General features: G+C 64.3%; 19 protein-coding genes. 9 read left to right on the plus strand and 10 right to left on the minus strand.

Annotated elements, in window-relative coordinates; translation table 11 throughout:
* The first annotated feature begins 2 nt into the window (after window positions 1-2).
* Window positions 3-764 (plus strand): SDR family NAD(P)-dependent oxidoreductase, encoded by a 762-nt coding sequence (locus IHQ72_RS04845; RefSeq protein WP_258121426.1) that lies wholly within the window; start codon window positions 3-5, stop codon window positions 762-764.
* A gap of 17 nt (window positions 765-781) precedes the next feature.
* Here IHQ72_RS04845 and IHQ72_RS04850 read toward each other — a convergent pair whose 3' ends face one another.
* From IHQ72_RS04850 to IHQ72_RS04885, 8 genes are all read right to left on the minus strand, one after another.
* The gene (locus IHQ72_RS04850; protein WP_258121427.1) at window positions 782-2,290 is read right to left on the minus strand and encodes an aldehyde dehydrogenase family protein; all 1,509 of its coding nucleotides are present in this window, start codon (window positions 2,288-2,290) and stop codon (window positions 782-784) included.
* A gap of 20 nt (window positions 2,291-2,310) precedes the next feature.
* Complete coding sequence (locus IHQ72_RS04855; protein WP_258121428.1) at window positions 2,311-2,655, minus strand: cupin domain-containing protein; 345 nt, start codon at window positions 2,653-2,655, stop codon at window positions 2,311-2,313.
* 23 nt (window positions 2,656-2,678) lie between these two features.
* Window positions 2,679-3,026: a cupin domain-containing protein gene (locus IHQ72_RS04860; RefSeq protein WP_258121429.1), complete on the minus strand. Its 348-nt coding sequence runs from the start codon at window positions 3,024-3,026 to the stop codon at window positions 2,679-2,681.
* Window positions 3,027-3,264: 238 nt separating this feature from the next.
* Window positions 3,265-4,539, minus strand: coding sequence for a glycosyltransferase (locus IHQ72_RS04865; RefSeq protein ID WP_258121430.1), 1,275 nt, complete (start codon window positions 4,537-4,539; stop codon window positions 3,265-3,267).
* Window positions 4,540-4,555: 16 nt separating this feature from the next.
* The gene (locus tag IHQ72_RS04870) at window positions 4,556-5,629 is read right to left on the minus strand and encodes an ABC transporter ATP-binding protein (RefSeq protein ID WP_258121431.1); all 1,074 of its coding nucleotides are present in this window, start codon (window positions 5,627-5,629) and stop codon (window positions 4,556-4,558) included.
* Complete coding sequence (locus IHQ72_RS04875; protein ID WP_258121432.1) at window positions 5,626-6,420, minus strand: ABC transporter permease; 795 nt, start codon at window positions 6,418-6,420, stop codon at window positions 5,626-5,628. Before IHQ72_RS04875 ends, IHQ72_RS04870 begins: the two co-directional genes overlap by 4 nt.
* Complete coding sequence (locus IHQ72_RS04880; protein ID WP_258123730.1) at window positions 6,413-7,255, minus strand: ABC transporter permease; 843 nt, start codon at window positions 7,253-7,255, stop codon at window positions 6,413-6,415. Before IHQ72_RS04880 ends, IHQ72_RS04875 begins: the two co-directional genes overlap by 8 nt.
* Window positions 7,256-7,495: 240 nt before the next feature.
* Window positions 7,496-8,560: a polyamine ABC transporter substrate-binding protein gene (locus IHQ72_RS04885; protein WP_258121433.1), complete on the minus strand. Its 1,065-nt coding sequence runs from the start codon at window positions 8,558-8,560 to the stop codon at window positions 7,496-7,498.
* Window positions 8,561-8,798: 238 nt separating this feature from the next.
* On the opposite strand from IHQ72_RS04885, the gene IHQ72_RS04890 reads away from it, so the two are divergent.
* The 8 genes from IHQ72_RS04890 (at window position 8,799) to IHQ72_RS04925 (ending at window position 18,553) form a co-directional block, all read left to right on the plus strand.
* A complete protein-coding gene (locus tag IHQ72_RS04890) occupies window positions 8,799-9,737 on the plus strand; it encodes a GntR family transcriptional regulator (protein ID WP_258121434.1) in 939 nt (312 codons plus the stop codon).
* An 8-nt stretch (window positions 9,738-9,745) separates the two neighbouring features.
* Window positions 9,746-11,026 (plus strand): glycosyltransferase, encoded by a 1,281-nt coding sequence (locus tag IHQ72_RS04895; RefSeq protein ID WP_258121435.1) that lies wholly within the window; start codon window positions 9,746-9,748, stop codon window positions 11,024-11,026.
* A gap of 4 nt (window positions 11,027-11,030) precedes the next feature.
* Window positions 11,031-12,416, plus strand: a complete 1,386-nt coding sequence (locus tag IHQ72_RS04900; protein ID WP_258121436.1) for a glutamine synthetase family protein — start codon at window positions 11,031-11,033, stop codon at window positions 12,414-12,416.
* Between the two features lie 2 nt (window positions 12,417-12,418).
* Window positions 12,419-13,720 (plus strand): NAD(P)/FAD-dependent oxidoreductase, encoded by a 1,302-nt coding sequence (locus IHQ72_RS04905; protein ID WP_258121437.1) that lies wholly within the window; start codon window positions 12,419-12,421, stop codon window positions 13,718-13,720.
* Between the two features lie 170 nt (window positions 13,721-13,890).
* Window positions 13,891-14,922 carry a BMP family protein gene (locus tag IHQ72_RS04910; RefSeq protein WP_258121438.1) on the plus strand — a complete coding sequence of 344 codons (1,032 nt, stop codon included), beginning with the start codon at window positions 13,891-13,893 and terminating at the stop codon, window positions 14,920-14,922.
* 144 nt (window positions 14,923-15,066) lie between these two features.
* Complete coding sequence (locus tag IHQ72_RS04915) at window positions 15,067-16,557, plus strand: ABC transporter ATP-binding protein (RefSeq protein WP_258123731.1); 1,491 nt, start codon at window positions 15,067-15,069, stop codon at window positions 16,555-16,557.
* Window positions 16,557-17,612 carry an ABC transporter permease gene (locus tag IHQ72_RS04920; protein WP_258121439.1) on the plus strand — a complete coding sequence of 352 codons (1,056 nt, stop codon included), beginning with the start codon at window positions 16,557-16,559 and terminating at the stop codon, window positions 17,610-17,612. The genes IHQ72_RS04915 and IHQ72_RS04920 overlap by 1 nt, the downstream gene beginning before the upstream one ends.
* Window positions 17,609-18,553, plus strand: coding sequence for an ABC transporter permease (locus IHQ72_RS04925; RefSeq protein WP_258121440.1), 945 nt, complete (start codon window positions 17,609-17,611; stop codon window positions 18,551-18,553). The genes IHQ72_RS04920 and IHQ72_RS04925 overlap by 4 nt, the downstream gene beginning before the upstream one ends.
* A 14-nt stretch (window positions 18,554-18,567) precedes the next feature.
* Here the strand turns inward: IHQ72_RS04925 and IHQ72_RS04930 are convergent, their stop codons facing one another.
* Both IHQ72_RS04930 and IHQ72_RS04935 read right to left on the minus strand, forming a co-directional pair.
* A complete protein-coding gene (locus IHQ72_RS04930) occupies window positions 18,568-19,335 on the minus strand; it encodes an SDR family NAD(P)-dependent oxidoreductase (protein WP_258121441.1) in 768 nt (255 codons plus the stop codon).
* A gap of 188 nt (window positions 19,336-19,523) precedes the next feature.
* Window positions 19,524-21,743, minus strand: a complete 2,220-nt coding sequence (locus IHQ72_RS04935; RefSeq protein WP_258121442.1) for a xanthine dehydrogenase family protein molybdopterin-binding subunit — start codon at window positions 21,741-21,743, stop codon at window positions 19,524-19,526.

Here is a 21,743-nt window from a genome sequence, read left to right on the forward strand (position 1 = left end):
TCATGATTCTGAAAGATCGCATCGCCGTGGTGACAGGCGCCGGTTCCGGCATCGGGCGTGCCGGCGCCATGATCATGGCCAGGGAAGGGGCGGTGGTGGTGATCGCCGACAGGGACCCGTCTGCCGGCGAAGCGACGGCCTCCGACATCCGTGCAGCCGGTGGCGGAGCCGAGGCGGTGGCTACCGATGTTGGCGACGACGCGGCGGTCGAGCAACTCATTGCGGGCACACTGGGCAAACATGGTCGGATCGACATCCTGCACAACCATGCCGGGGTCCAGGTCGGCGGCACGCTGACCGAAGTCGGCATCGACGGCATGGACGCCTCCTGGCGGATCAATGTGCGGGCGCAGTTCCTCGCGGCCAGGCTCGTCATGCCATCGATGATCGAACAGGGCGGCGGTGTCATCCTGAATACCGCCTCGAATTCGGGTGTGTTCTACGACCGTGAGATGATCGCCTACGCGACCTCAAAACATGCCGTGGTGGCGATGACCCGGCAGATATCGCTCGACTATGCCAAGCACAATGTGCGCGTCAACGCGCTCTGTCCCGGCTGGGTCGACACGCCCTTCAACGAGCCGTTCATCGCTCAGATGGGCGGGCGGGACGCGATCGAACGCTACGTTCGCACGAAGATTCCCATGCAGCGCTGGGCCACCGCGGAAGAAATAGCCGAGGCAATCCTGTTTCTCGTCTCCGATCGCTCGTCCTTCATGACCGGCCAGGCGCTGGTGATTGACGGCGGCGAGAGCATCGGCTGACGCAGCCGTTGCATATCTCATACGTGCTTGCGTCCGCCGGCTTCGCGGAACCAGCTGTCGGAGTAGGGATACCACCAGCCCTGAATCGCTGGCTTGTGGTCGATGATCACCATCTTCGAGCGGCGGAATGCATCCAGCCCCTGGCGGCCGAGTTCGCGGCCAAGACCCGACGCCTTCCAGCCGCCGAACGGCAGCGCGTCGTTGTCGATCAGCGGATTGTTGACCCAGACCATGCCGGCTTCGAGCCGCTCCGCAGCCTCATGCGCCTCGGCGAGATCGGTCGTGAAGACCGAGGCGCCGAGCCCGAACGGGCTGTCATTGGCAAGCTCTATCGCCTCGTCGAAATCCTTGACCCGGCAGATCGCGGCGACCGGTCCGAAACACTCTTCGCGCACGATCGCCATATCAGGGGTGACGCCGGTCAGGATCGTCGGCTCGTAGAACCAGCCGACATTGTGCGCCGGCGGAATGCGCCCGCCGGTGACCGCCCTGGCGCCGTTGCGCACCGCATCGTCGACCAACCGCATGACTTTCGCCCGCGCCGCCTCGCTGACAAGGGGTCCGATCTCGGTCTTGTCAAGGCCGTTGCCGATGCGCAGCGCACGTGTCTTCTCGGCAAACAGCTCGACAAAACGGTCGTGAATGGCATCGACGACGAAGAACCGTTCGGCCGAAGTGCAGACCTGGCCCGTGAGATGGAACGCTGCGGTGACGCTGCCGGCCGCCGCCACGTCGAGCGGAGCGTGCCGGCTGATGATCAGCGGATCGCTGCCGCCGGCCTCGATGACGCAGGGCTTCATGCGTTCGGCGCAAGCGACGGCGACGGCCTTGCCGGCGGCGACCGAACCGGTGAAGGCAACGGCATGGGTGCGATCGGAAGCGATCAAAGCCTGCGCGGTGGCCGCCCCGCCGGGCAGGCAGGAAACCAGACCCTCCGGCAGTGAGCGGAACACCTTGATATAGTCGAGCGTCGACAGTGTGGTCGCTGCGGCCGGCTTGATCACGCAGGCATTGCCGGCGGCAAGCGAGGCGGCGACGGTCCAGCACATCAACAGGATCGGAAAATTGTAGGGCATGATGTGCACCGACGTGCCGTAAGGCTCGTAGCGCGCATATTGGAACGAACCGGCCTGCGTCGTGCCGGCGATCTTGCCGGCATCGTCACGCGCCATTTCGGCGTAGTAGCGGAAGACCGGCGCGCAGTTGGCGATCTCGCCGATCGCTTCCGGATAGGGCTTGCCCATCTCGCGCACCATCAGTTCGGCGCAACGTGTGAAGTCGGCGGCCTCAATGGCGTTGGCGACCGCATGCAGATGCCTGGCTCGGCTCTTGGCGTCGAGTTGCTTCCAAGCGGCTTGCGCCTTCGTCGCCGCGGTCAGCACGGCGTCGATCACGCCATCGGTTGCGGCAGCGATGGTGCCGACGGTTTCGAGCGTCGCCGGATCGATCACCGGTTTTGCTGCACCGGGCATCGGCCGGTAGTCCGGATTGACGAAGAAGGCCGGCCGGTCAGGTGAAAAGTCCATGGAAATCCTCTTAGGCCCGCTCAGCGGATCATGTAGACCTTCTTGATCGTCTCGTGGACGGTGCAGACGCCCTTCCAGTCCTGCGGAAAGAACGCCGCGGTGTCCGGTTCGATCTCGATCACCTCGCCGGATTCGTGGACATAGGTGCAGCGGCCCTCGAGGAAGTGGCAGAACTCGTCGCGGGTGACGTGGCAGTGCCATTTGCCCGGTGTGCAGACCCACAGCCCGCATTCGGAGCGGCCCTCCGGCCCCTTGTGCAGCAGCTTGCCCGAGGTGCGGGATTGGCCGTCGATCATGGTGGGAATGACGCCCCAGTCAACGAGATCGGTGAGGGCGAGCGGCGATTTCATGATTGGTGTTGGCATGTCGGGAGCTCCAATGGCCGGCTTCAGGCCAGCATGTAGACGTTGCGAATGGTCTCGTGGACGGTGCATTCACCCGCCCAGCCGGCCGGGAACATGACAACCGTGGCGGCAGAGACGTCTATCACCTCGCCGTCGTCCGATCTGTAGGTCGCGCGGCCGGCAACGAAATGGCACAATTCGTCGCGCGGAATCGCCAGCCGCCAGCGGCCGGGCGTGCAGACCCAGATGCCGGATTCCGGCTGGTTGTTCGGCCCCTTGTGCACCAGCCTGCCGGTAGAGTGCGAAGCGCCTTCCAGCGCATCCGGCTGTGCGCCCCAGTCGACGAGGTCGGTGCGGGTCGAGGCTTGGTGGAGATGTGGGGCGGAGGTCATGTGGAGGCTCCGCTGGCGCGACGTTTAATCCTGGTCGGTCCGCGCTCTACGGCGCCCCCCTCTGTCCTGCCGGACATCTCCCCCTCAAGGGGGGAGATCGGCAGCTTCGGGTACAGCGCCCTTTCAGTAACCGGGGAGATTGGCGGAAGCCGAGGTGACATCCAATCTCCCCCCTTGAGGGGGAGATGGCCGGCAGGCCAGAGGGGGGTGCCTTGGCTCGGCATGTCAAACATCGCGCTCATAGAAGTTGTTCCAGCAGCCCCGCCGCTTTCTCCGGGCCGTTTTGCGCCTGCATCTGCGCCGACGTCTTCGCCAGCTTGGCCTTGATCGCCGGGTCGGTCAGGCAGGTTTCGATCCTGGCGATGAGCTCGGCGTCGCTCCAGTGGTAGCGCGGCATGCCGAAGCCGTGGCCGGTCTCCTCGACCCGCGTAGCGTTGTCGTGGCCGTCCCAGACATAGGGCATGATGATTGCCGGCTTGCCGAAATACAGGCACTCGGTGAACGAGTTGTTGCCGCCATGGTGGATCACCGCATCGACCTGCGGGATGACCGAAGGCTGCGGAAACCAGCTCTCGACGATGACGTTGCCGGGCACTTCCGCGTATTGGTCCTTGTAGCCGCCGACATTGACCAGCGCCCGATAGTGCGTCTTGCCCAAGGTTGCGATGATGCGCTTCAGCAGATCGACATCGCCGGCGCCAAGGCTGCCGAAGGAAACATAGAGCAGCGGCCCGTCGTTGTTCTTCGCAAAAACCGGTACGGTGTAGGGCTTCTCCTGCCGCACGCAGCCTTCCAGATACTGAAATTTTGCCGGATCAAGCGGATGGCGGCGCTTGAACTTTGCCGCCTCGGGATAAAGCAGCAGGTTGAGGTAGGGCGAGGCCTCGAAGAACTGGCCGATCGGATAAGGCGCTTCGTCGTTCGCTTTCAAAAATGCATTGAAGTCGTCATGGATCGGCTTGATGACGGCGTTGAAATGGTTGCGGTAGCGCTCATGACAGGCGTGGTCGTTCTCGCCGCAGCCGGACAAATGCGGCGGGATATCCTGGTCCTCGATCTCGTTTTCCGAGCAGGAGATGACGCGCACCCACGGCTTGCCATACTGCTTGATCGCCGGAAACAGGATGACATTGTCGACGCAGATGACATCGGGCTTGATCGTCGCAAGCACGCCAGGCAGATCCTTCTCAGCCCATTTGGCGCTGTCGACGATCGCCGTCCAGCAGTCCTTCACGTAGTTGTCGACCTGGTCGTAGGGCGACTTGCGGAAGTTCGGGATATGGCCGTTGATGAAGTCTTCCCAGAACTTGGCCATCTGCTCGGGCGGCATCGGCTCGGACAGGTTCACCGGATGAGCCTCGAAGCCGTAGCCCTTGTAGACGTCGACGAAGCCGGGGTCCGACAGGAATACCGCTCTGTGGCCGCGCGCCTCGACCGCCTGGGCGATGCCGACGGAATTGAGCGCCGGGCCGTAGGCCGCTTCTGGAAAAAACGCGATCGTCTTCTGCGCCATGAAAGTTCTCCTTCGATCAATCCGCGAAAATTCTGACGTCGGCGGCATCCCAGCCGAGTTCGACCGCATCGCCTGACGAGACCGGGCGCCGGTCGGCGGCGTCGGCGGTGACGCGCACCAGGAACAGCTTTGGCGACAGAACGGTGCGGACATGCAGCTGCAGGTCGAGCCCGTGATAGGCGAGCGCCTCGACGGTGCCGGCGATCCGGTTGGCAGTCTCTGGCGACGGGAAAAGCCGGATGCGTTCGGGCCGCACCGAAGCGACCGCCGCTGCTCCGGGCGAAAGTGTTTCGGGAACCGTTCCGGCGATCCGCGCGCCGTTGGCCGCCATCACCCCGTCGGCGGCGGCTTTACCGGGCACGAAATTCATGACGCCGATGAAGTCGGCGACGAAACGGTCGGCCGGATGCTCGTAGACCGCATGCGGCGTGTCGCATTGCAGCAGCTTGCCGTCCCTGAGCACGGCCATGCGGTCGGCCATGACAAGCGATTCTTCCTGGTCATGGGTGACGATGACGAAGGTGATGCCGACCTCGTGCTGCAGGCGCTTCAGCTCCAGCTGCATGGCGCCGCGCAATTTCTTGTCGAGCGCGCCGAGCGGCTCGTCGAGCAGCAGCAGCCGGGGCCGCTTGACCAACGCCCGGGCAAGCGCGACGCGCTGTTTCTGGCCGCCCGACAATTGCTCCGGCTTGCGGTCGGCGAAGAGAACGAGCTCGGTCGTCGCCAGGATGGCGTCGACGCGGGAGCGGATTTCATTTGCCGGCAAGCGTTCCATTTCGAGGCCGTAGGAGACATTGGCCCTGACGCTCATATGTGGAAACAGCGCATAGGACTGGAACATCAGATTGACCGGCCGCTTGTTGGGCGGGGTCCGGGCGATGTCGCGGCCGTCGAGCAGGATGCGCCCGTGATTGGGCGTCTCGAAGCCGGCCAGCATGCGCAGCAGCGTGGTCTTGCCGCAGCCCGAAGGTCCAAGCAAAGCGAAGAACTCGTTCTCGCGGATATCGAGCGAGATGCCGTCCACGGCCGTGACCCGGCCGAAATTCTTCGACACCTTGTCGATTGCCAGCAGCGTGCGGGGTGCGCTCATTGGCCGATCACCCCTCGGTTGAGCCGCTGCGACAGGGTCAGCGCGGTGATTGAGACCGCCATGACGATGGTCGCCAATGCGTTGATCTCCGGGGTGATGCCGAAGCGGATCATCGAATAGATCTGCATCGGCAGCGTGGTCGAGGCGCGGCCGGCGCCTGATGTGAAGAAAGCGATGATGAACTCGTCGACCGAAAGCGTGAAGGCGAGCAGCGCACCGGCGACGACCGCCGGCAGGATGACCGGCAATGTCACCCGCCTGAAGGTGGTGATTGCGGAAGCGCCGAGATCGGCGGAGGCCTCGACGATCGACCAGTCGAAGCTCTTCAGCCGCGCGCGCACCACCGAACAGACGAAGGCGAGGTTGAAGACGACATGGGCGAGGATGATGGTGTGCAGGCCCAGGGTGAAATCGAGCAAAGAGAAGAAGCTGAGCAGCGCGATCGCCAGCACGATGTCGGGAATGATCATCGGCGCAAAGATCAGTGCCTCGAGGCCTCTCCCATACTGCCGGCGCATTTCGACGCCGATCGCCAGCAGCGTGCCAAGCAGCGTGGCGATGGCGGTGGAGACAAGCGCCACGATCAGCGTGTTGAGGGCGGCGGAAAGGATCGCGGCGTTTCCGGCGAGCGAGGCATACCATTTCAGTGAAAAGCCCGACCAGACGGTCGGCAGCCCGCCTTGGTTGAACGACAGCGCCACCAGCACGGCGATCGGGATGTAGAGAAAGGCGAAGACCAGCGAGAGCACGAGCCAGAGCGTGCGGCGCGTGGCGGGGGAGCGCTCAGCCATCGGCGCCTCCTTTCGCTTCGGCGATACGGCCCGCGGCGCGATCCGCAGCCAGAGCCTGCGCCGTCAGTACCAGCAGCATGATGGCGATCAACGCCATCGCCAGTGCCGCGCCGAACGGCCAGTCATTGGCGGTCAGGAACTGGTCGTAGACGAGATTGCCGATCATCTGGAAGCGGCCGCCGCCGAGCAGTGCCGGTGTGACGAAATTGCCGATCGACAGCACGAAGACGAAGACCGCCCCGGCGGCGATACCCGGCACCGTCAGTGGCAGGATGACCCGGCGAAATGTCGTCATGGCCGAGGCGCCGAGATCGCGCGATGCCTCCGCGAGCTCCGGATTGAGACGCGACAGCGGCGCGTAGCAGGCGAGGATGACGAAGGGCAGATAATTGTAGACCAGACCGGCAATGACGGCCCCTTCGGTATAGAGCATCGACGGCGGCTCGCCGGTGTAGCCGAACCAGCGCAAGAGCTGGGTGATCAGGCCTTCGCGGTTGAGCAGCACGATCCAGGCATAGGTGCGGATCAGGTAGTTGGACCAGAACGGCAGCACGGCGAAGAACAGGAACACCGGCTGCAGCCGGCGGGGTGCTGCCGCGATCGCATAGGCGGCGGCATAGCCGATCACCACAGCGATCAGGGTTGCCGTACCGGCGATACGCGCCGAATTGAGGAAGATGCCGGCATAGAGCGGGTCGAACACCAGCCCGAAATTCTCGAGCGTGAACGTGTATTCGATGCCGCCATAGATGCCGCGTCGGAAGAAGGCGAGCGCCAGCACCAGCGCGCATGGCACCACCATCAAGCCAGTAAGCCAGGCCAGCGCCGGCGCCATCAGCAAGGAGGAGCGGGAGGGGGCGAAAGATTTCATTGAGGAGTACCCCCCTCTGGCCTGCCGGCCATCTCCCCCTCAAGGGGGGAGATTAGCTGCCCCAATGTCCCACTCACCTTCAAGCGTTGGAGATTGGCGAAAGCGGTGCCACGTCCAATCTCCCCCCTTGAGGGGGAGATGGCCGGCAGGCCAAAGGGGGGCGCGAAGGAACGCAAGCCTGATTCCAGATGCCAGAACTGCCGACTACTGCGCGGCCTTGATCTCGCTGACGATCTTCGAATAGTCGCGCTGGGCGTCGCCGACGTCGCGCAACTGCTCGAACTTGACCAGCTCGGCGACCGGCATGCCCATATTCGGGAACTTGGCGAGGAAATCCGCCGGCAGGCTTTCCATGGCCGGCTTGTTCGGCACCTTGTAGTCGATGTTCTGGGCTGCCCAGGCGTGGTTCTTGGCGTCCAGCATGAAGTTGATGAACTGGAAGGCGGCGTCCTTGTTCGCCGAGGCCTTCATCACCACCATCGTGTCGACCCACAGGTCCGAACCTTCCTTCGGGATCACATACTTGATCTCAGGATTCTCGGCGATGCCGTAATTGCACCAGCCATCCCATGCCTGCACCATCAGCGCCTCGCCCGAGACCAGCTTCGAATAGAAGGTGGTGTCGTCATAAGCGAGCAAGGTCTTCTTGGCCGAGATCAGCAGGTCCTTGACCTCGGCGAGCTTGGCCGGATCGGTCTCGTTGACCGAATAGCCCTTGGCGAGCTGGCCGGCGGCAAGCAGCCACCGGTCGGTTGCCAGCATGGTGGTCTTGCCCTTGAGCGCATCGGACGGGGCGAGAAGATCGTTCCAGCTGGCCGGCTCAGTCTTGACCAGATCCGAGCGGTAGCAGAGGCCGGTGGTGCCCCAGGTGTAAGGCACGGAGAAATTGTTGCCGACGTCGTGGGGCAGCTTCGCCGCCTCGGGATAGAGATTGGCCAGGTTGGGGACCTTGGCGTGGTCGATCGTCTCGATCAGGCCGAGCTTGTTCAGCACTTCGGCGAAGGGCGAGGAGACAAAGACCACGTCATAGCCCTTGCCGCCCGAAGCGACGAGCTTGCCCATGATCTCCTCATTGGTTGCGTGAACGACAACCTCGCCGGAAACGCCGGTCGCTGCTTTGAAGGCGGCCATGGCATCCGGCGCCATGTAGCCGTCCCAGTTGGAAATGACGAGGTCGGCGGCGGCCGCCGGCGCCGACAGCGCCATGGCGAGGCCAAGAGCGATCGAGGATGCCTTTAACGAACGGTGCCGCAGGGTGGTGGCGGTCATGACAGACTCCCATTCTGGTTGATCGTCGAATTCAATCAATCGTCGGACCAGCGCTTGCGATCATGCCGCCGCTTCGATCCTGTTCCCCGGTCTTTTTTGTTGCCGATTGACGGCACAGTACTATTGCAGAAAAAAGTACGTCAATCCATAATTTGCCAGATCGCTGCGAAATCGCCGATTGTGTCTACAAGGGCGATCGGTCAAACCGCGGCGGTAAGGCCCGTTCACGAGAACCACCATGCAAGCCGTTGCCAGACGACCACGTACCAACCATCTCGATCTCGCTCAGCGCATTCTCGATGTGGCCCGCCAACGCGGCTTCGAGGCCGGCGCTCATCTCCCGGAACAGCAGATCGCTTCTCTCTGCAACGTCTCGCGAACCCCGGTGCGGGCAGCGTTGCGCCTGCTCACCGAAAAAGGCGTGGTGCGCTGGGAAGCTGAATCCGGCTATCGGCTGGCCGTCGACCTCACCAACCAGGCGACCGTTGCCGCCGACCTGCCGAGCGCCGAAGAAGACGAACTCGCGGAGATGATCCTGCGCGACCGGTCGGCGCGCCGACTGGATCAGACGGTGACCATCGGCGCGCTGATGCGGCGGTATGATGCCGAGCGGAAGACGGTACTAAAAGCGCTAAAGAAACTGACAGATGAAAATCTTCTGGACCGGGCACCGGGACAGGCCTGGCTGTTCAGGCGGGCGCCTGACGATCCAGAGGCACAAGGGGAAAGCTACGAGTTCCGCCTGCTGCTCGAACCCGCCGCCATTCTGGCGCCTGGCTTTCGGCTGGACGGGACCCGCGCGGCAGCCTTGCGCCAGGGCATGGAAACACTGCTGGCGCTGCCCGACGCCGCGTTCGATATCAGAGAGTTCCAGCGGCTGGACATCGATTTTCACGGCATGATCGCCGACGGCGCCGCCAATCGGTTCGTCACCGACGCGCTGTCCGATCATCTCAGGCTGCGCCGGCTGCCGGGGACTTATGCCGGCGTCAACGTCTTCCGGCTGAAGCAATCGCTGCGCGAGCACCTGACCATACTCGACCAATTGGAAAGCCGGCAGTATGAGGTTGCAGCCGATCTGCTTCGCGTCCACCTGCGGTTGTCCCGCAGTCAGCGGCCGCAGGCGGCCAGTCGCGGGGCCCCCGCATTGTTCGGCATGATCAGCCGGCCGGAATAACGAGGAACATGCGCAAAGCCAGCCCGACCATCGCGCTGTTTCCCGAAGCGAGCTTCGGCGCCGCGCTCAATTGCGTCGGCATCGCACAGGCCTTGCGCGCCCGTGGCGCCCGGCCGGTGTTCATCTGTCACGCCGGCTTTTCCGGCGTGTTCGCCGACTATGGTTTTCAGGAATACCAGTTGCCGACCGACGATCCGCTGACCGACAGCGAACGCCAGAGCTACTGGCAGGCTTTCGTGCGCCGGCATCTGCCGCATTTCAGGCTGAGCCCGATAGACCAGCTCGAAACCTATGTCGCGCCGACCTGGGAAGCGATCGTCGATACCGCCGTCGATGCCGAGGCGCCGCTGCGCCAATTGCTGGCCAGGCTGAAGCCGGACGCGGTGGTGCTCGATAATGTCATTATGTTCCCGGCGCTGGCTGCCGCCGGCTGCCCATGGGTGCGAGTCGTCTCCTGCGCCGAAACCGAGCTGCCCGACGCCGATGTGCCGCCCTATCTGTCCGGTCTCGCCGCCGACGACCCGTGCCGCGACGCCTTCGAGGCGCGCTACCTGGCAGCGGTCGCTCCGGCCCATGACCGGTTCAACCGGCTTCGGGCAGACGCCGGTCTTGCGCCCTTGCCGAAGGGGCTTTTTCTCGAAGCTTCGCCGGACCTCAATTTGCTGCTGACCCCGACGATCGTGCGCAGGCAGCGCGCCGAGCCGCTCGACCCGGCCCGCTTCGTCTATCTCGAAGGCTGTGTCCGCTCGGAAGGGCCGTTCGACGTGCCGGTCTTTCCGCGCAATGACGGGCCGCTGGTCTATCTCAGCTTCGGCAGCCTCGGCGCCATGGATGTTGGCCTGATCGAACGCATGCTCGCCGTGTTCGACCGGCTTCCGGCCCGCTTCATCGTCAACGCCGGCGGTCTGCGCGACACCTATCGCGCGGTTCCGGACAATGTCTATCTCGACGCCTGGTTTCCGCAGCCGTCGGTCGTCGCGAAATCCGACCTCTTCATCCATCACGGCGGCAACAACAGCTTTTGCGAAGCGCTGCGTTTCGGCGTGCCGTCGCTGATCATGCCCTATTGCTGGGACGGGCATGACAACGCCCGACGCGCCGAGGAAACCGGCGTTGGCCGCCACATCAGCCGCGACGGCTGGAGCGACGATGAACTGGAAAACGCCGTCCTTGGCCTAATGGCCGACGGCGAAATGCGCTTTCGCCTCAAGGAGAATGCGGCCACCATGGCACGGGCGCCGGGAACCGAAATCGCCGCCGAAGCTATTCTCGCCCTCGTAAGGACGTGACCTGATGCTCAACACAACGACACCGGATGCACCGCAAATGACCCCGACGGACGATCCGAAAACATGGCTGGAACAGCACGCCATCAGCGAGATCGAGTGCCTGGTGCCGGATGTGAACGGCGTGTTGCGCGGCAAGGCCTTGCCGACGGCCAAGTTCCTGAAGTCGCTCGAGGACCGCGCGCTCTATTTGCCGAGCAGCGCCTTCCTGGTCTGCATAGACGGCCGCTATTCCGGTTCCAACGACGAGGGCTTCGGCTATCAGGACCCCGACATGCGGATGGTGCCGGATATCGCGACGCTCTGCCTTGCGCCCGGCGCCGGAGCAGGCAGGGCCTATGTCTTCGCCGATGCGTTTCACATGGACGACCGGCCGTGGATGGCCTCGCCGCGTCATGTGTTGAGGGCCGTGCTTGATCTCTACCGCCAGCGGGGATGGCGGGCAGTAGTCGCGCCGGAGCTCGAATTCTACCTGACCGCGCCCAATCCCGATCCCGATCGGCCGTTGGTCGCGCCGGTCGGGCGCAATGGCCGCTCCGAAACCGTGCAGCACCCCTATGACATGGCGGCGCTGGAGGAATTCGAGCCTGTGATCCAGCGGCTTTACGACTATGCCGCAAAGGCCGGGCTGCCGCTCGACACGTTGATCCATGAATCGGGCACGGCGCAGCTCGAGATCAATTTCCTGCATGGCGACGCGCTGCCGCTGGCAGACAAGGTGCTGCTGTTCAAGCGAATGACGCGCCAGGCCGCGCAGGAATATGGCATGCATGCGACCTTCATGGCCAAGCCGATCGCTGCACAAGCCGGCAGCTCCATGCATCTCCACATGTCGGTCATCGACGAGGCGGGAAATACGCTGTTCGCCGGGCGCGACGATGCCGATACCGCAATGTTCGGGCATTTCATCGGCGGCCTGCAGAAATACATTCCGGAGGTGATGCCGCTGTTTGCGCCGAACGTGAATTCGTTCCGTCGCATCCGGCCGAACCACAGCGCCCCCGCCAACATCGAGTGGTCGCATGACAATCGCTCCTGCGGCCTGCGCGTGCCGGCCGGCGGGCGGGCCGCGCGGCGGGTGGAAAACCGGCTGCCCGGCGCCGACGCCAATCCCTATCTGGCGATGGCCGGCTCGCTGCTCTGCGGCTATCTCGGCGTCGAGGAAAAGCTGTCGCGTTCGCCCGAGGCATCGGGCAATGCCTATCGCAGCAAGAGCACGCTGCCCAAAACCATGGAGGAGGCGCTCGAACGCTTCGCTGCGTGCAGCCCAGTTCGGGAGTTGCTCGGCGAGGATTTCTTCCAGACCTATCTGCGCGTCAAGAGCGTCGAGCTCGACCTGTTCCAGAGCGTCGTCACGAGCTGGGAACGGGATCACCTGCTGCTCAAGGTTTGACTATGAGCTTCGATTCTGGGGGCTTCAACTCCGGCCTGGATATCGGCAAGTCCTATTATGTCGCGACGGCCAATCCGGCTCCGGATCATCCGGCGCTGCAGGGCGACGTCGACGCCGACCTGGTGGTGGTCGGCGGCGGCTGTACCGGCCTGTCCGCAGCCCTTCATGCGGCCGAGCGCGGGCTGAAGGTCGTGCTCTTGGAAGGCGGCAAGATCGGCTGGGGGGCGTCGGGGCGCAATGGCGGCCAGATCATCCCCGGCCTGCGCAAGGGCGCCAAGGGTCTGGTCAAGCTTTATGGGCCCGAACGGGCGCGGGCGCTGTTCGATCTCGCCTTCGAGGCGCGCGGGCTGGTGCTAGACCTGATCGAGCGCCATGAAATCGATTGCGACCTTCGGCTCACCGGGCATCTGGCCGGTGCGGTCAACGCCTCCGACCTGCGCGACCTCGAAGAAGAGGCCGAGTGCCTTGCCAGCGTAATGAATTTTCATGATGTCGAGATGCTGTCGGCAGCGCAGGCGCGTGGAATGGTGAACACGCCCTATCACGGCGCGATGTACGAGAAGCTCGGCGGCCATATGCATCCGCTGAACTACACGCTGGGTCTTGCCCGCGCCGCGGCAGCGGCGGGCGTCACCATCCATGAGAATTCGGTGGCGCTGCGGCTGGAGCGGGAACCTGCCATCAAGGTTTCGACGGCCAAGGGCTCGGTCCGGGCCAGGCATGTCGTGCTGGCGGGCGATGCGCTGCTCCAGGGGCTCGAGCCGCGCGTCAACAGCCGCATCATGCCGGTCGGCAACTACATCGTCGCGACCGAGCCGCTGGATGACACCAGCGACGTCATCCCAAGCAATGTCGCCGTTTCCGACACACGCTTCGTCGTCAACTACTACCGGCTGTCGGCGGACGGCCGCCTGCTGTTCGGCGGTGGCGAGCGCTACACGCCGTCGCCGCCCGCAGACATTGCCGGCTTCGTGCGGCCGCATATGGAAAAGACCTTTCCGCAATTGCGCGGCCGCCGCATCGATCATGCCTGGGGCGGGCTCGTCTCGGTGACGACATCGCGCCTGCCGGATGTCGGCCACTATGGCGAGGTCTATTTTGCGCATGGCTATTCCGGCAAGGGCGTGATCCTGTCGACGCTGTCGGGAAAGCTGCTTGCCGAGGCGATCACCGGCGATACTTCGCGGCTCGATCTGTTTTCGACGCTGAGGCCAATGCCGTTTCCCGGCGGCACTGCGCTGCGCGGCCCGCTCTATGTGCTCGGCATGCTCTGGTACGCCATGCGCGATCGCATCAAGCATTGATCGCAAGCGATCCACTGCCGCCGTGGTTTTGCGACGGAGGGCGCCCAGCCGCAGCTTCCTGCCGGCAAATTTGACCATGTGGACAAAGGTGGGGCTCCGTTCCATAGTTCCCTCGCTGATAGTTCAAAGAAACAGCCGGCTCGACACGGCGCCAATCAGAGGGGCATGCAATGGAAAACGGGAAGAGCAAAATCCAATCGAAACGCGAAGGACTTTCGCGGCGCAATTTGCTGGAACTCGGCGCGCTCGGCCTGGCGGCAGCCATGCTGCCGGGCAGTGCCTTGGCGCAGGACAAGAAGCTGAAGGTGGCGGCGATCTTCGCCACGCCGACCGAGGAGCCATGGGTCCACCAGATCCATGTCGCCCTGCAGAGGGCCGAGAAGGAACTCGGCATCGAATACAAATGGTCGGAGAAGGTGCAGACGGCGGATTTCAGCCGCGTCATGCGCGAATATGCGCAAGGCGGCTATGAGCTGGTAATGGGCGATGCTTTCGCCGCCGAGCGCGAATCCCGCCGCACCGCCAAGCAGTTTCCGAAGGTCGCCTTCCTGTTCGGCTCCGGCGCCGGACCGGCCGAGCCGAATTTCGCAGTCTTCGACAACTGGATCCACGAGCCGGCCTATCTCTCCGGGCTGATCGCCGGAAAGATGTCGAAATCAGGCACGATCGGCGCCGTCGCGGCGATGGGCATTCCGGAAGTGAACCGGTTGGTCAATGCCTTCTTTGCCGGCGCCCGGGAGGTCAATCCTGATATCAAGAGAAAGGTCGCTTTCATCGGCTCTTTCTTCGACCCGCCAAAGGCCAAGGAAGCCGCTATCGCCCAGATCGACGCCGGCGTCGACGTGATCTATGCCGAACGTTTCGGCGTCATCGAAGCGGCGGTCGAGAGGAAGATCCTCGCCATCTCCAACATGTCCGACCAGTCCAACCTCGGCCCGGACACCGTGATCACCGGCCCGGTTTGGGACATGTACCCGACGGTCGAGCACGCTATCAAGCTGGTCAAGGCCGGTGTCTTCACCGCGCAGGATTACGGCGATTTCTCGCGCATGGCCAAGGGGGGCTCCTTTCTGGCGCCGTATCACAAGTTCGACAAGACGCTGCCCGCCGACGTCAAGGAACTGGTCGAGAAGAAAAAGGCCGAAATCCTCGACGGCAATTTCCGCGTCGACGTCGACGAGGACACGCCGGTTTCGGATTGAGTGCTGTCTCTTGGGGTCTGGCGCTTGTCGCCCCCCTCTGGCCTGCCGGCCAGAGGGGGGCGCAGCGCATCCCCGGTCAAAGCTGAATCGTAGAGCCAATCCCGATCAGGAGTACCTGTGCCGACGTCCGCCCCTCTCATCGAAATGCGCGGCATCTCCAAGAGCTTCGGCGCCGTCATGGCGAATGAAGCCGTCGATCTCAGCGTTGCGCCGGGCGAGATTCTCGGGTTGCTGGGTGAAAACGGTGCCGGCAAGACGACGCTGATGAACGTGCTGTTCGGCGCCTATGCGCCGGACGCCGGTGAGATCCTGGTTCAGGGCCGGCCGGTGACGATCAACAGCTCGGCCGATGCGCTTGCCGTCGGCATCGGCATGGTGCACCAGCATTTCCATCTCGCACCCCGGCTTTCGGTGCTGGAAAATCTGCTGATCGGCATCCCCGGAAAGTCAGGCCGGATCGACCGCGCCGGTGGGCTGGCGCGGCTAAACGAGATCGGCCGGCAGCATGGGCTCACGCTTGATCCGGACCTTCCCGTCACGGCGCTGTCGATCGGCGAGCAGCAGCGGCTCGAAATCGTCAAGGCGCTGTTTCGCGGTGCAAGGCTGCTGATCCTCGACGAGCCGACGGCGGTGCTTGCGCCGACAGAGGTCGACGGGCTGTTTTCGGCACTGCGGTCGATGGCGGCCCAGGGCCTCGGCATCATCTTCATCTCGCACAAACTCAACGAGGTCAGGGCGCTGACCCATCGCTGCGTGGTGCTGCGGCATGGCCGCGTGACCGGGCGCGTCGATGCCCCCGCCAGCACGACGTCGTCGGAAATGGCGCGGCTGATGTGCGGCCACGAGATCGTCCCGCCGGCCAGGGGACCATCGACGCCGGGTGAGGCGGTGCTGACCCTTGATGGCATCTCGACCTCGCGCCATTCCGGCATGGCGCTGCGCGACGTGTCGCTCTCTGTGCGTGCAGGCGAGATCCTCGGCATTGCCGGTGTCTCGGGCAATGGCCAGCGGGCGGTGGCCGAGGTGATCTCCGGCGTTCGCGCGCCCGATGCCGGCCGGGTGACGATAGCCGGCAAAATGGTCTCGCGGTTCTCGCCGCGCGAGGTGCAGGCGCTCGGTCTCGGGCGCATCCCGGAAGACCGGATGACGACGGGACTGGTCACCAACCTGCCGCTTGCCGATTCGATGGTGCTGCCGCGCATCGGCACGGGGGCGTTCAGCCGCAACGGTCTGCTCAGGCCGGACGCGATCCGCGCCTTCGCCGAGGCACAGATCAAGGCCTACGACATACGCTGCCCCGGGCCGATGACGCGGGCCGGAGCGCTGTCCGGCGGCAATCTGCAAAAAGCGCTGCTGGCGCGCGAGCTCGCCTTCAACCCAAAGGTGCTGATCGTGTCGCAGCCGACGCGCGGTCTCGATATCGGTGCGGCGCGCTTCATCCACGAGAAGTTCCTCGACATGCGTGCCAAGGGCTGCGGCATCATCGTCATCGGCGAGGACCTCGAAGAGCTGCTCATGATCTGCGACCGTATTGCGGTGATGTATGAGGGACGCATCGTCGGTACGCTCGACAGCGCCGATGCCACCATCGCGCGGCTCGGCCTGATGATGACCGGGGCGGAGGGCCATAGTTGATGTTCCGTCTCGAAGCCCGCACCAGCACGCCTGCCTGGTTCAATCTGGCTTTGCCGCTGCTGGCGATCGGGGCGACGCTGGTGCTGTGCAGCGGTCTCATTGCACTGGCCGGCGCCGGCGTGATCGAGGCCTATGGCGTGATGTTTTCGGCGTCGCTCGGCGACAGCTACGCCATCACCGAAACGCTGGTGCGCGCAACACCGATGATCTTCACCGGGCTTGCCGTCGCCGTTGCTTTCCGCGCCAAATTCTGGAATATCGGCGCCGAAGGGCAGTTGCTTGCCGGTGCGGTGGCGAGCTGCGCCGTCGGCGCCATCCCGATGCCGGGGCCGCTCGCCATGCTTCTGATGACGGTGGCGGGCGCTGCCGCCGGTGCGGCAGTCGCCCTTATCCCCGCTACACTGCGTGTAAGATTCAAGGTCGACGACGTGGTCAGCTCGCTGCTGCTCAACTCGGTCATCTTCTACGCCCTGATGGCGCTGATCGAAGGTCCGTGGAAAGACAGTTTCAGCGGCTATCCGATCTCGCCGCCGATCTTGGACTCAGCGAACTTCCCGGTGCTGCTTGAAGGCACGCGGCTGCATCTCGGCGTCGTGGCGGCTTTCCTTGCCGCGCCGGTCATCTGGTTCCTGATTGCGCGCACGACGCTCGGCTTCAGGATCAGGGTCATCGGCGAGAATCCCGAGGCCGCGCGCTATGGCGGCATTCATGTCGAGCGGGTGCTGATCTCGACGGCGCTGCTGTCCGGCGCGCTCGCCGGCCTCGCCGGCGTCGGCGAGGTCGGCGGCGTGCATTTCCAGGTGATGAGCGACATCTCGCCGGGCTATGGCTATTCCGGCATCGTCGTTGCCATGCTGGCGAGGCTCAATCCGCTCGGCGTGGTGCCGGCGGCGCTCTTCCTCGCCGCCGTCATGACCGGCGCCGAGGCGATGTCGCGGGCGACCGGCGTTCCGGCCTTCCTCAGCGACGTCATCCAGGGAACCGCGCTGCTCGCCATGCTGGTGGCGCTGCTGTTCACCGCTTACCGCGTCCGCCGCGTCGGAGCCGCACGATGAGCGTGGTGCTCGAACAGATTTTTCAGGTCGGCTTCCTCGCCGCCATCATCCGGATTGCCACGCCGCTGGCTTTCGCAACGCTGGGCGAGATGTTCTCCGAGCGGGCCGGCGTGCTCAATCTCGGCATCGAAGGCATCATGCTGTTGTCGGCGATGACCGGCTTCACTGCGACCAGCCTCAGCGGCAGCCTGTGGCTCGGCGTGCTTGCGGCGGTGCTGACCGGTGCGCTGATGGGTGCCCTGCATGCGCTGTTCACGGTGGCGCTCGGCCTCAGCCAGCACGTCTGCGGCATCGGCGTGACGCTGTTCTCGTCGGGCCTCGCCTATTTCCTCTACCGGCTGATCTTCGGCCAGCAATCGGTGCCGCCCAGCATCAAGAGTTTCGAAACGCTGCCGATCCCTGTTCTCTCCGACATCCCGGTGCTTGGGCCGGCGGTGTTCAACCAATTTTCGCTGGTCTACATGGCGATGGCAGCCGTCCCCCTGGCCGCCTTCGTGCTCTACCGCACACCATGGGGCTTGTCGGTGCGCATGGTCGGCGAAAATCCGCGCGCCGCCGATTCAGCCGGCATCAGCGTCATCGCCACGCGCTTCCAGGCGGTGATTCTCGGCGGTGCCCTGATGGGACTGGCCGGGGCTTTCCTGTCGATGGTGCAGTTCAACGCCTTCACCTTCGGCCTTGTCTCCGGGCGTGGCTGGGTGGCGATCGCGCTGGTTGTCTTCGGCCGCTGGGATCCCTGGCGTTCGGCAGGGGCCGCCCTGCTGTTCGCCTTCGTCGATGCCTTGCAGTTGCGCATGCAGGCGAGCGGGCTCGGCCACATTCCCTATGAGGCGTTCCTGATGCTGCCCTTCATCTTCACCATCGTCGCCATGGCGGTAATGTCGCGCAATGCCGTCGCGCCTTCGGCGCTGCTCAAGCCGTTCCGCCGGGAAGAACGGTAACGGCGCTCCGCCTTTCACATCGCGGTAAAGCCGTTGTCGACGAACAGATGGGCGCCGTTGACGAAGCTGGATTCGTCGCTGGCCAGGAACAGGGCTGCCTTCGCCACCTCTTCCGGCTCGCCGATCCGCCCTTGCTGCGCGGCCATTGCCGCGTCGGAGACATCGACACCGAGCCTGCCGAGATCGGCCACCTCGCGCAGGCCATGCGGTGTCCTGATGAAGCCGGGGCAGACCGCATTGCAGCGGATGTTGCGGTCGCGGAACTCGACCGCGATGGCGCGCGCGAACATGTGGCAGGCGCCCTTGGTGGTGTCGTAAAGCACCTCCATCGGCGTCGCCGCCACCGCCGAGATCGACGAGGTGCAGACGATGGAACCACCGCCGGCGGCGATCATGCCGGGCAGCACGGCGCGCGTCATCAGGAACATCGAGCGCACGTTGACGGCATGCAGCCAGTCCCACTCCTGCAGCGTGGTCTCCAAGAAGGGTTTGATGACAATGGTGCCGGCATGATTGAACAGCGTGGTGACCGGGCCGAATTTTTCCGTCACGCCCTTAACTGCGGCCTCGACCTGCGCCTCGTCCGATACGTCGGCCACCCAGTGCTCGGCGACATGGCCGCGTTCCCTGATTCCTGCAGCGGTGGCGGCGGCCGCCTCGCCGTTGCGGTCGATGATCGCCACCTTGGCGCCTTCCGCCGCGAAAAGCTCCGAGGCCGCACCGCCCATTCCCGATGCGCCGCCTGAGACGATGGCGATCTTGCCAGCCAGCCTTGTGCCCATGGGTTTCTCCCTGCGCTACTTGTTGTGAGGTCGCGGCCTCCGCTCGAGCAGCAATGCTATTCCTTATGGATCGGCTGGCCAAGCTGTGCCTTGCCGACGACCGGGCGTAAGCAGATCTCGCGTTCCCCAGCCGATGGCGGTCGCCTGAGTCACCAGGACGAGAGCGAGGAGGAGCAGCACCTCCAAATTCAGGCGTTGAGCGCCTCCAGCACACGCGCCGGCAGGAACGGATAGTGCCGCAGCCGCACGCCGCCGGTGAGCCGCGCCACCGCGTTGGCAATCGCGGGACCGATCGGCGGCAGGCCGACCTGACCGATGCCCCCGATCGGATTCTCGGGCGTTGGAATCACGGTGACCTTGATATCGGGCGCCTCGGACATGCGTATCACCCGATAGGTGTCGAAGTTCGATTCCTGCACCTCGCCATTGACGATGTTGATCTGCTCGAACAACGCATGGCTGGCACCGCCTGTGATCCCGGTAATCATAAGCGCTTCGATGTTGCGCGGCTGTACCGCTATCCCCGGGTCGACAGCGCACCACACGGTGTGCACGCGGATCTCGCCGGTTTCCCGGTCAAGCGAGACCTCGGCGATCTCAGCGCAATGGGAGCCAAAGGCATCGGAATAGGCGACGCCCAGCGCCCGCCCGTTGCGTTGGCGGTCCCATTCCGCCATCTGGGCGACGGTCTCGACGACCTTGCGCGCCCGCGGCTGGTCCTTCAGGAGCTCCAGCCGAAGCGCCACAGGATCGACCCCCTTGGCGGTGGCGATTTCGTCGACGACACATTCGATGCCGAACCTGGTATAGCCAACCCCGACCGCGAACCAGAAGCCTATGTCCAAGCCGTTATCCTGGCGGATATACTCGATCTGATGCGCAGGGACGGCATAGTTGAAATGCGCACCCTCGGTCACCACACTGTCGTGGCCCCCTTCGCTCTCGAACAGCTGCGGCATCGTGCGGGCGAAAATCGAATCCGCCACGATACGGTGCCGCCACCCGACGATGTTGCCGTCGGCATCGAGCCCGACCTGCACATGTTGCGCCTCGAGCGGTCGGTACTTGCCATGCTGGACGTCGTCTTCGCGGCTCCAGATGACCTTGACCGGGCGGCCTTGCACCGCCTTGGCGAGCGACACTGCATCGATGATGAAGTCGGCCTCGGCTTTGCGACCAAAGCCGCCGCCGAGCAGGGTGGTGTTCACCTTGACCTTGTCAGGGGTGGTGCCGGCCACCTCCGCGGCAAAGCCCTGGGTGCCTGTTGGGCCTTGCGTCGGCGCCCAGACTTCAACCGTATCGCCCATCACGAGCGCCGTGGCGTTCATCGGCTCCATGGTTGCATGGTGAACATGGTCGCTCATGTAATCGACCTCGATGACCGTTGCGGCCTTTGAGATCGCGGCCTGTGCGTCAGCTTCCGTGGCAGCGCTGACGCCGGTTTGGGCGAGGTCGCGGCCAACGCTGCGATACGCTTCCAACAGACGGTCGCTGTTATAGTTGCGGATCCGCGATGACGTGGTCCATGTAACGTCGAGCAGATCCTTGGCCTGCCTCGTCGCCTCGACCGTTTCGCCGATGATGCCGACGCCGTAGGGCAGCGGAACGATGTGCGTGATGCCCGGCACGGTCCTGGCTTCGGCATCGTTGATGGTTTCTGGCTGCTCACCCTGGACGGGCGCCCGCAGCACCGCTCCGTAGAGCATGTCCGGAAGCTGCACGTCGATGCCGAAGATCGCGGTGCCGTCGACCTTCGAGGATATGTCGACACGCGGTATCGTCAGCTTTCCGATATAGCGCCACTGATCGCTCGGCTTCAGATCGGCATCGGTCGCCTGCGGCAGCCGATCCGGAAGCGTGCCGGCCGCGGCGACCTCGCCGTAGTCGAGCGAGCGGCCCGACCGCGCGTGCACGACCCGGTTTGGCTCGGTGGTGAGTTCGCTCACCGGAGCCTTGAGCATGGCGGCAGCACTCGCCAGGATGATCTTGCGGGTCTGGGCGCCGACCAGGCGCAACATATTGTAATAGCCCCGCGTGGATTCGCTGCCGCCAGTGAGCTGTACGCCGTAAAAGCCAGGGTTGCCGTATTTTTCCGCGTCGGACGGAGCCTGGACGACGCGGACCTTGTGCCAATCGGCGTCCATGTCCTCGGCGATGAGCAGCGGCAGCGTTGTCATGATGCCCTGACCCATCTCGGACGCAGGTGACATGATGGTAACGGTGCCGTCGGCGGCGATGGTCAGCCAGGCGTTTGGCCGGTAGCTGCCCTCGACCATCGGCGCAATGCTGGCGCCCGAGGCATCCTGGAGAAGGCCGCCGAACGCAACCGCGATGCCGGTGACGCCGACGGTGATGAGGAAGCTGCGCCGCGAGAGCGCTCTGGTATGAAGCTGCAATGTCTCGGTCAT

Origin of the sequence: Mesorhizobium onobrychidis (assembly GCF_024707545.1) — a bacterium.
Lineage (GTDB): Bacteria > Pseudomonadota > Alphaproteobacteria > Rhizobiales > Rhizobiaceae > Mesorhizobium > Mesorhizobium onobrychidis.

Bases quoted from the DNA above. Each gene is read 5' to 3' on its own strand.
- IHQ72_RS04855 (WP_258121428.1), bottom strand. From the start codon at position 2,655: ATGCCAACACCAATCATGAAATCGCCGCTCGCCCTCACCGATCTCGTT.
- IHQ72_RS04880 (WP_258123730.1), bottom strand. From the start codon at position 7,255: ATGGCGCCGGCGCTGGCCTGGCTTACTGGCTTGATGGTGGTGCCATGC.
- IHQ72_RS04865 (WP_258121430.1), bottom strand. From the start codon at position 4,539: ATGGCGCAGAAGACGATCGCGTTTTTTCCAGAAGCGGCCTACGGCCCG.
- IHQ72_RS04890 (WP_258121434.1), top strand. From the start codon at position 8,799: ATGCAAGCCGTTGCCAGACGACCACGTACCAACCATCTCGATCTCGCT.
- IHQ72_RS04920 (WP_258121439.1), top strand. From the start codon at position 16,557: ATGTTCCGTCTCGAAGCCCGCACCAGCACGCCTGCCTGGTTCAATCTG.
- IHQ72_RS04895 (WP_258121435.1), top strand. From the start codon at position 9,746: ATGCGCAAAGCCAGCCCGACCATCGCGCTGTTTCCCGAAGCGAGCTTC.
- IHQ72_RS04860 (WP_258121429.1), bottom strand. From the start codon at position 3,026: ATGACCTCCGCCCCACATCTCCACCAAGCCTCGACCCGCACCGACCTC.
- IHQ72_RS04915 (WP_258123731.1), top strand. From the start codon at position 15,067: ATGCGCGGCATCTCCAAGAGCTTCGGCGCCGTCATGGCGAATGAAGCC.
- IHQ72_RS04905 (WP_258121437.1), top strand. From the start codon at position 12,419: ATGAGCTTCGATTCTGGGGGCTTCAACTCCGGCCTGGATATCGGCAAG.
- IHQ72_RS04885 (WP_258121433.1), bottom strand. From the start codon at position 8,560: ATGACCGCCACCACCCTGCGGCACCGTTCGTTAAAGGCATCCTCGATC.
- IHQ72_RS04900 (WP_258121436.1), top strand. From the start codon at position 11,031: ATGCTCAACACAACGACACCGGATGCACCGCAAATGACCCCGACGGAC.
- IHQ72_RS04925 (WP_258121440.1), top strand. From the start codon at position 17,609: ATGAGCGTGGTGCTCGAACAGATTTTTCAGGTCGGCTTCCTCGCCGCC.
- IHQ72_RS04935 (WP_258121442.1), bottom strand. From the start codon at position 21,743: ATGACCGAGACATTGCAGCTTCATACCAGAGCGCTCTCGCGGCGCAGC.
- IHQ72_RS04870 (WP_258121431.1), bottom strand. From the start codon at position 5,629: ATGAGCGCACCCCGCACGCTGCTGGCAATCGACAAGGTGTCGAAGAAT.
- IHQ72_RS04930 (WP_258121441.1), bottom strand. From the start codon at position 19,335: ATGGGCACAAGGCTGGCTGGCAAGATCGCCATCGTCTCAGGCGGCGCA.
- IHQ72_RS04845 (WP_258121426.1), top strand. From the start codon at position 3: ATGATTCTGAAAGATCGCATCGCCGTGGTGACAGGCGCCGGTTCCGGC.
- IHQ72_RS04910 (WP_258121438.1), top strand. From the start codon at position 13,891: ATGGAAAACGGGAAGAGCAAAATCCAATCGAAACGCGAAGGACTTTCG.
- IHQ72_RS04875 (WP_258121432.1), bottom strand. From the start codon at position 6,420: ATGGCTGAGCGCTCCCCCGCCACGCGCCGCACGCTCTGGCTCGTGCTC.
- IHQ72_RS04850 (WP_258121427.1), bottom strand. From the start codon at position 2,290: ATGGACTTTTCACCTGACCGGCCGGCCTTCTTCGTCAATCCGGACTAC.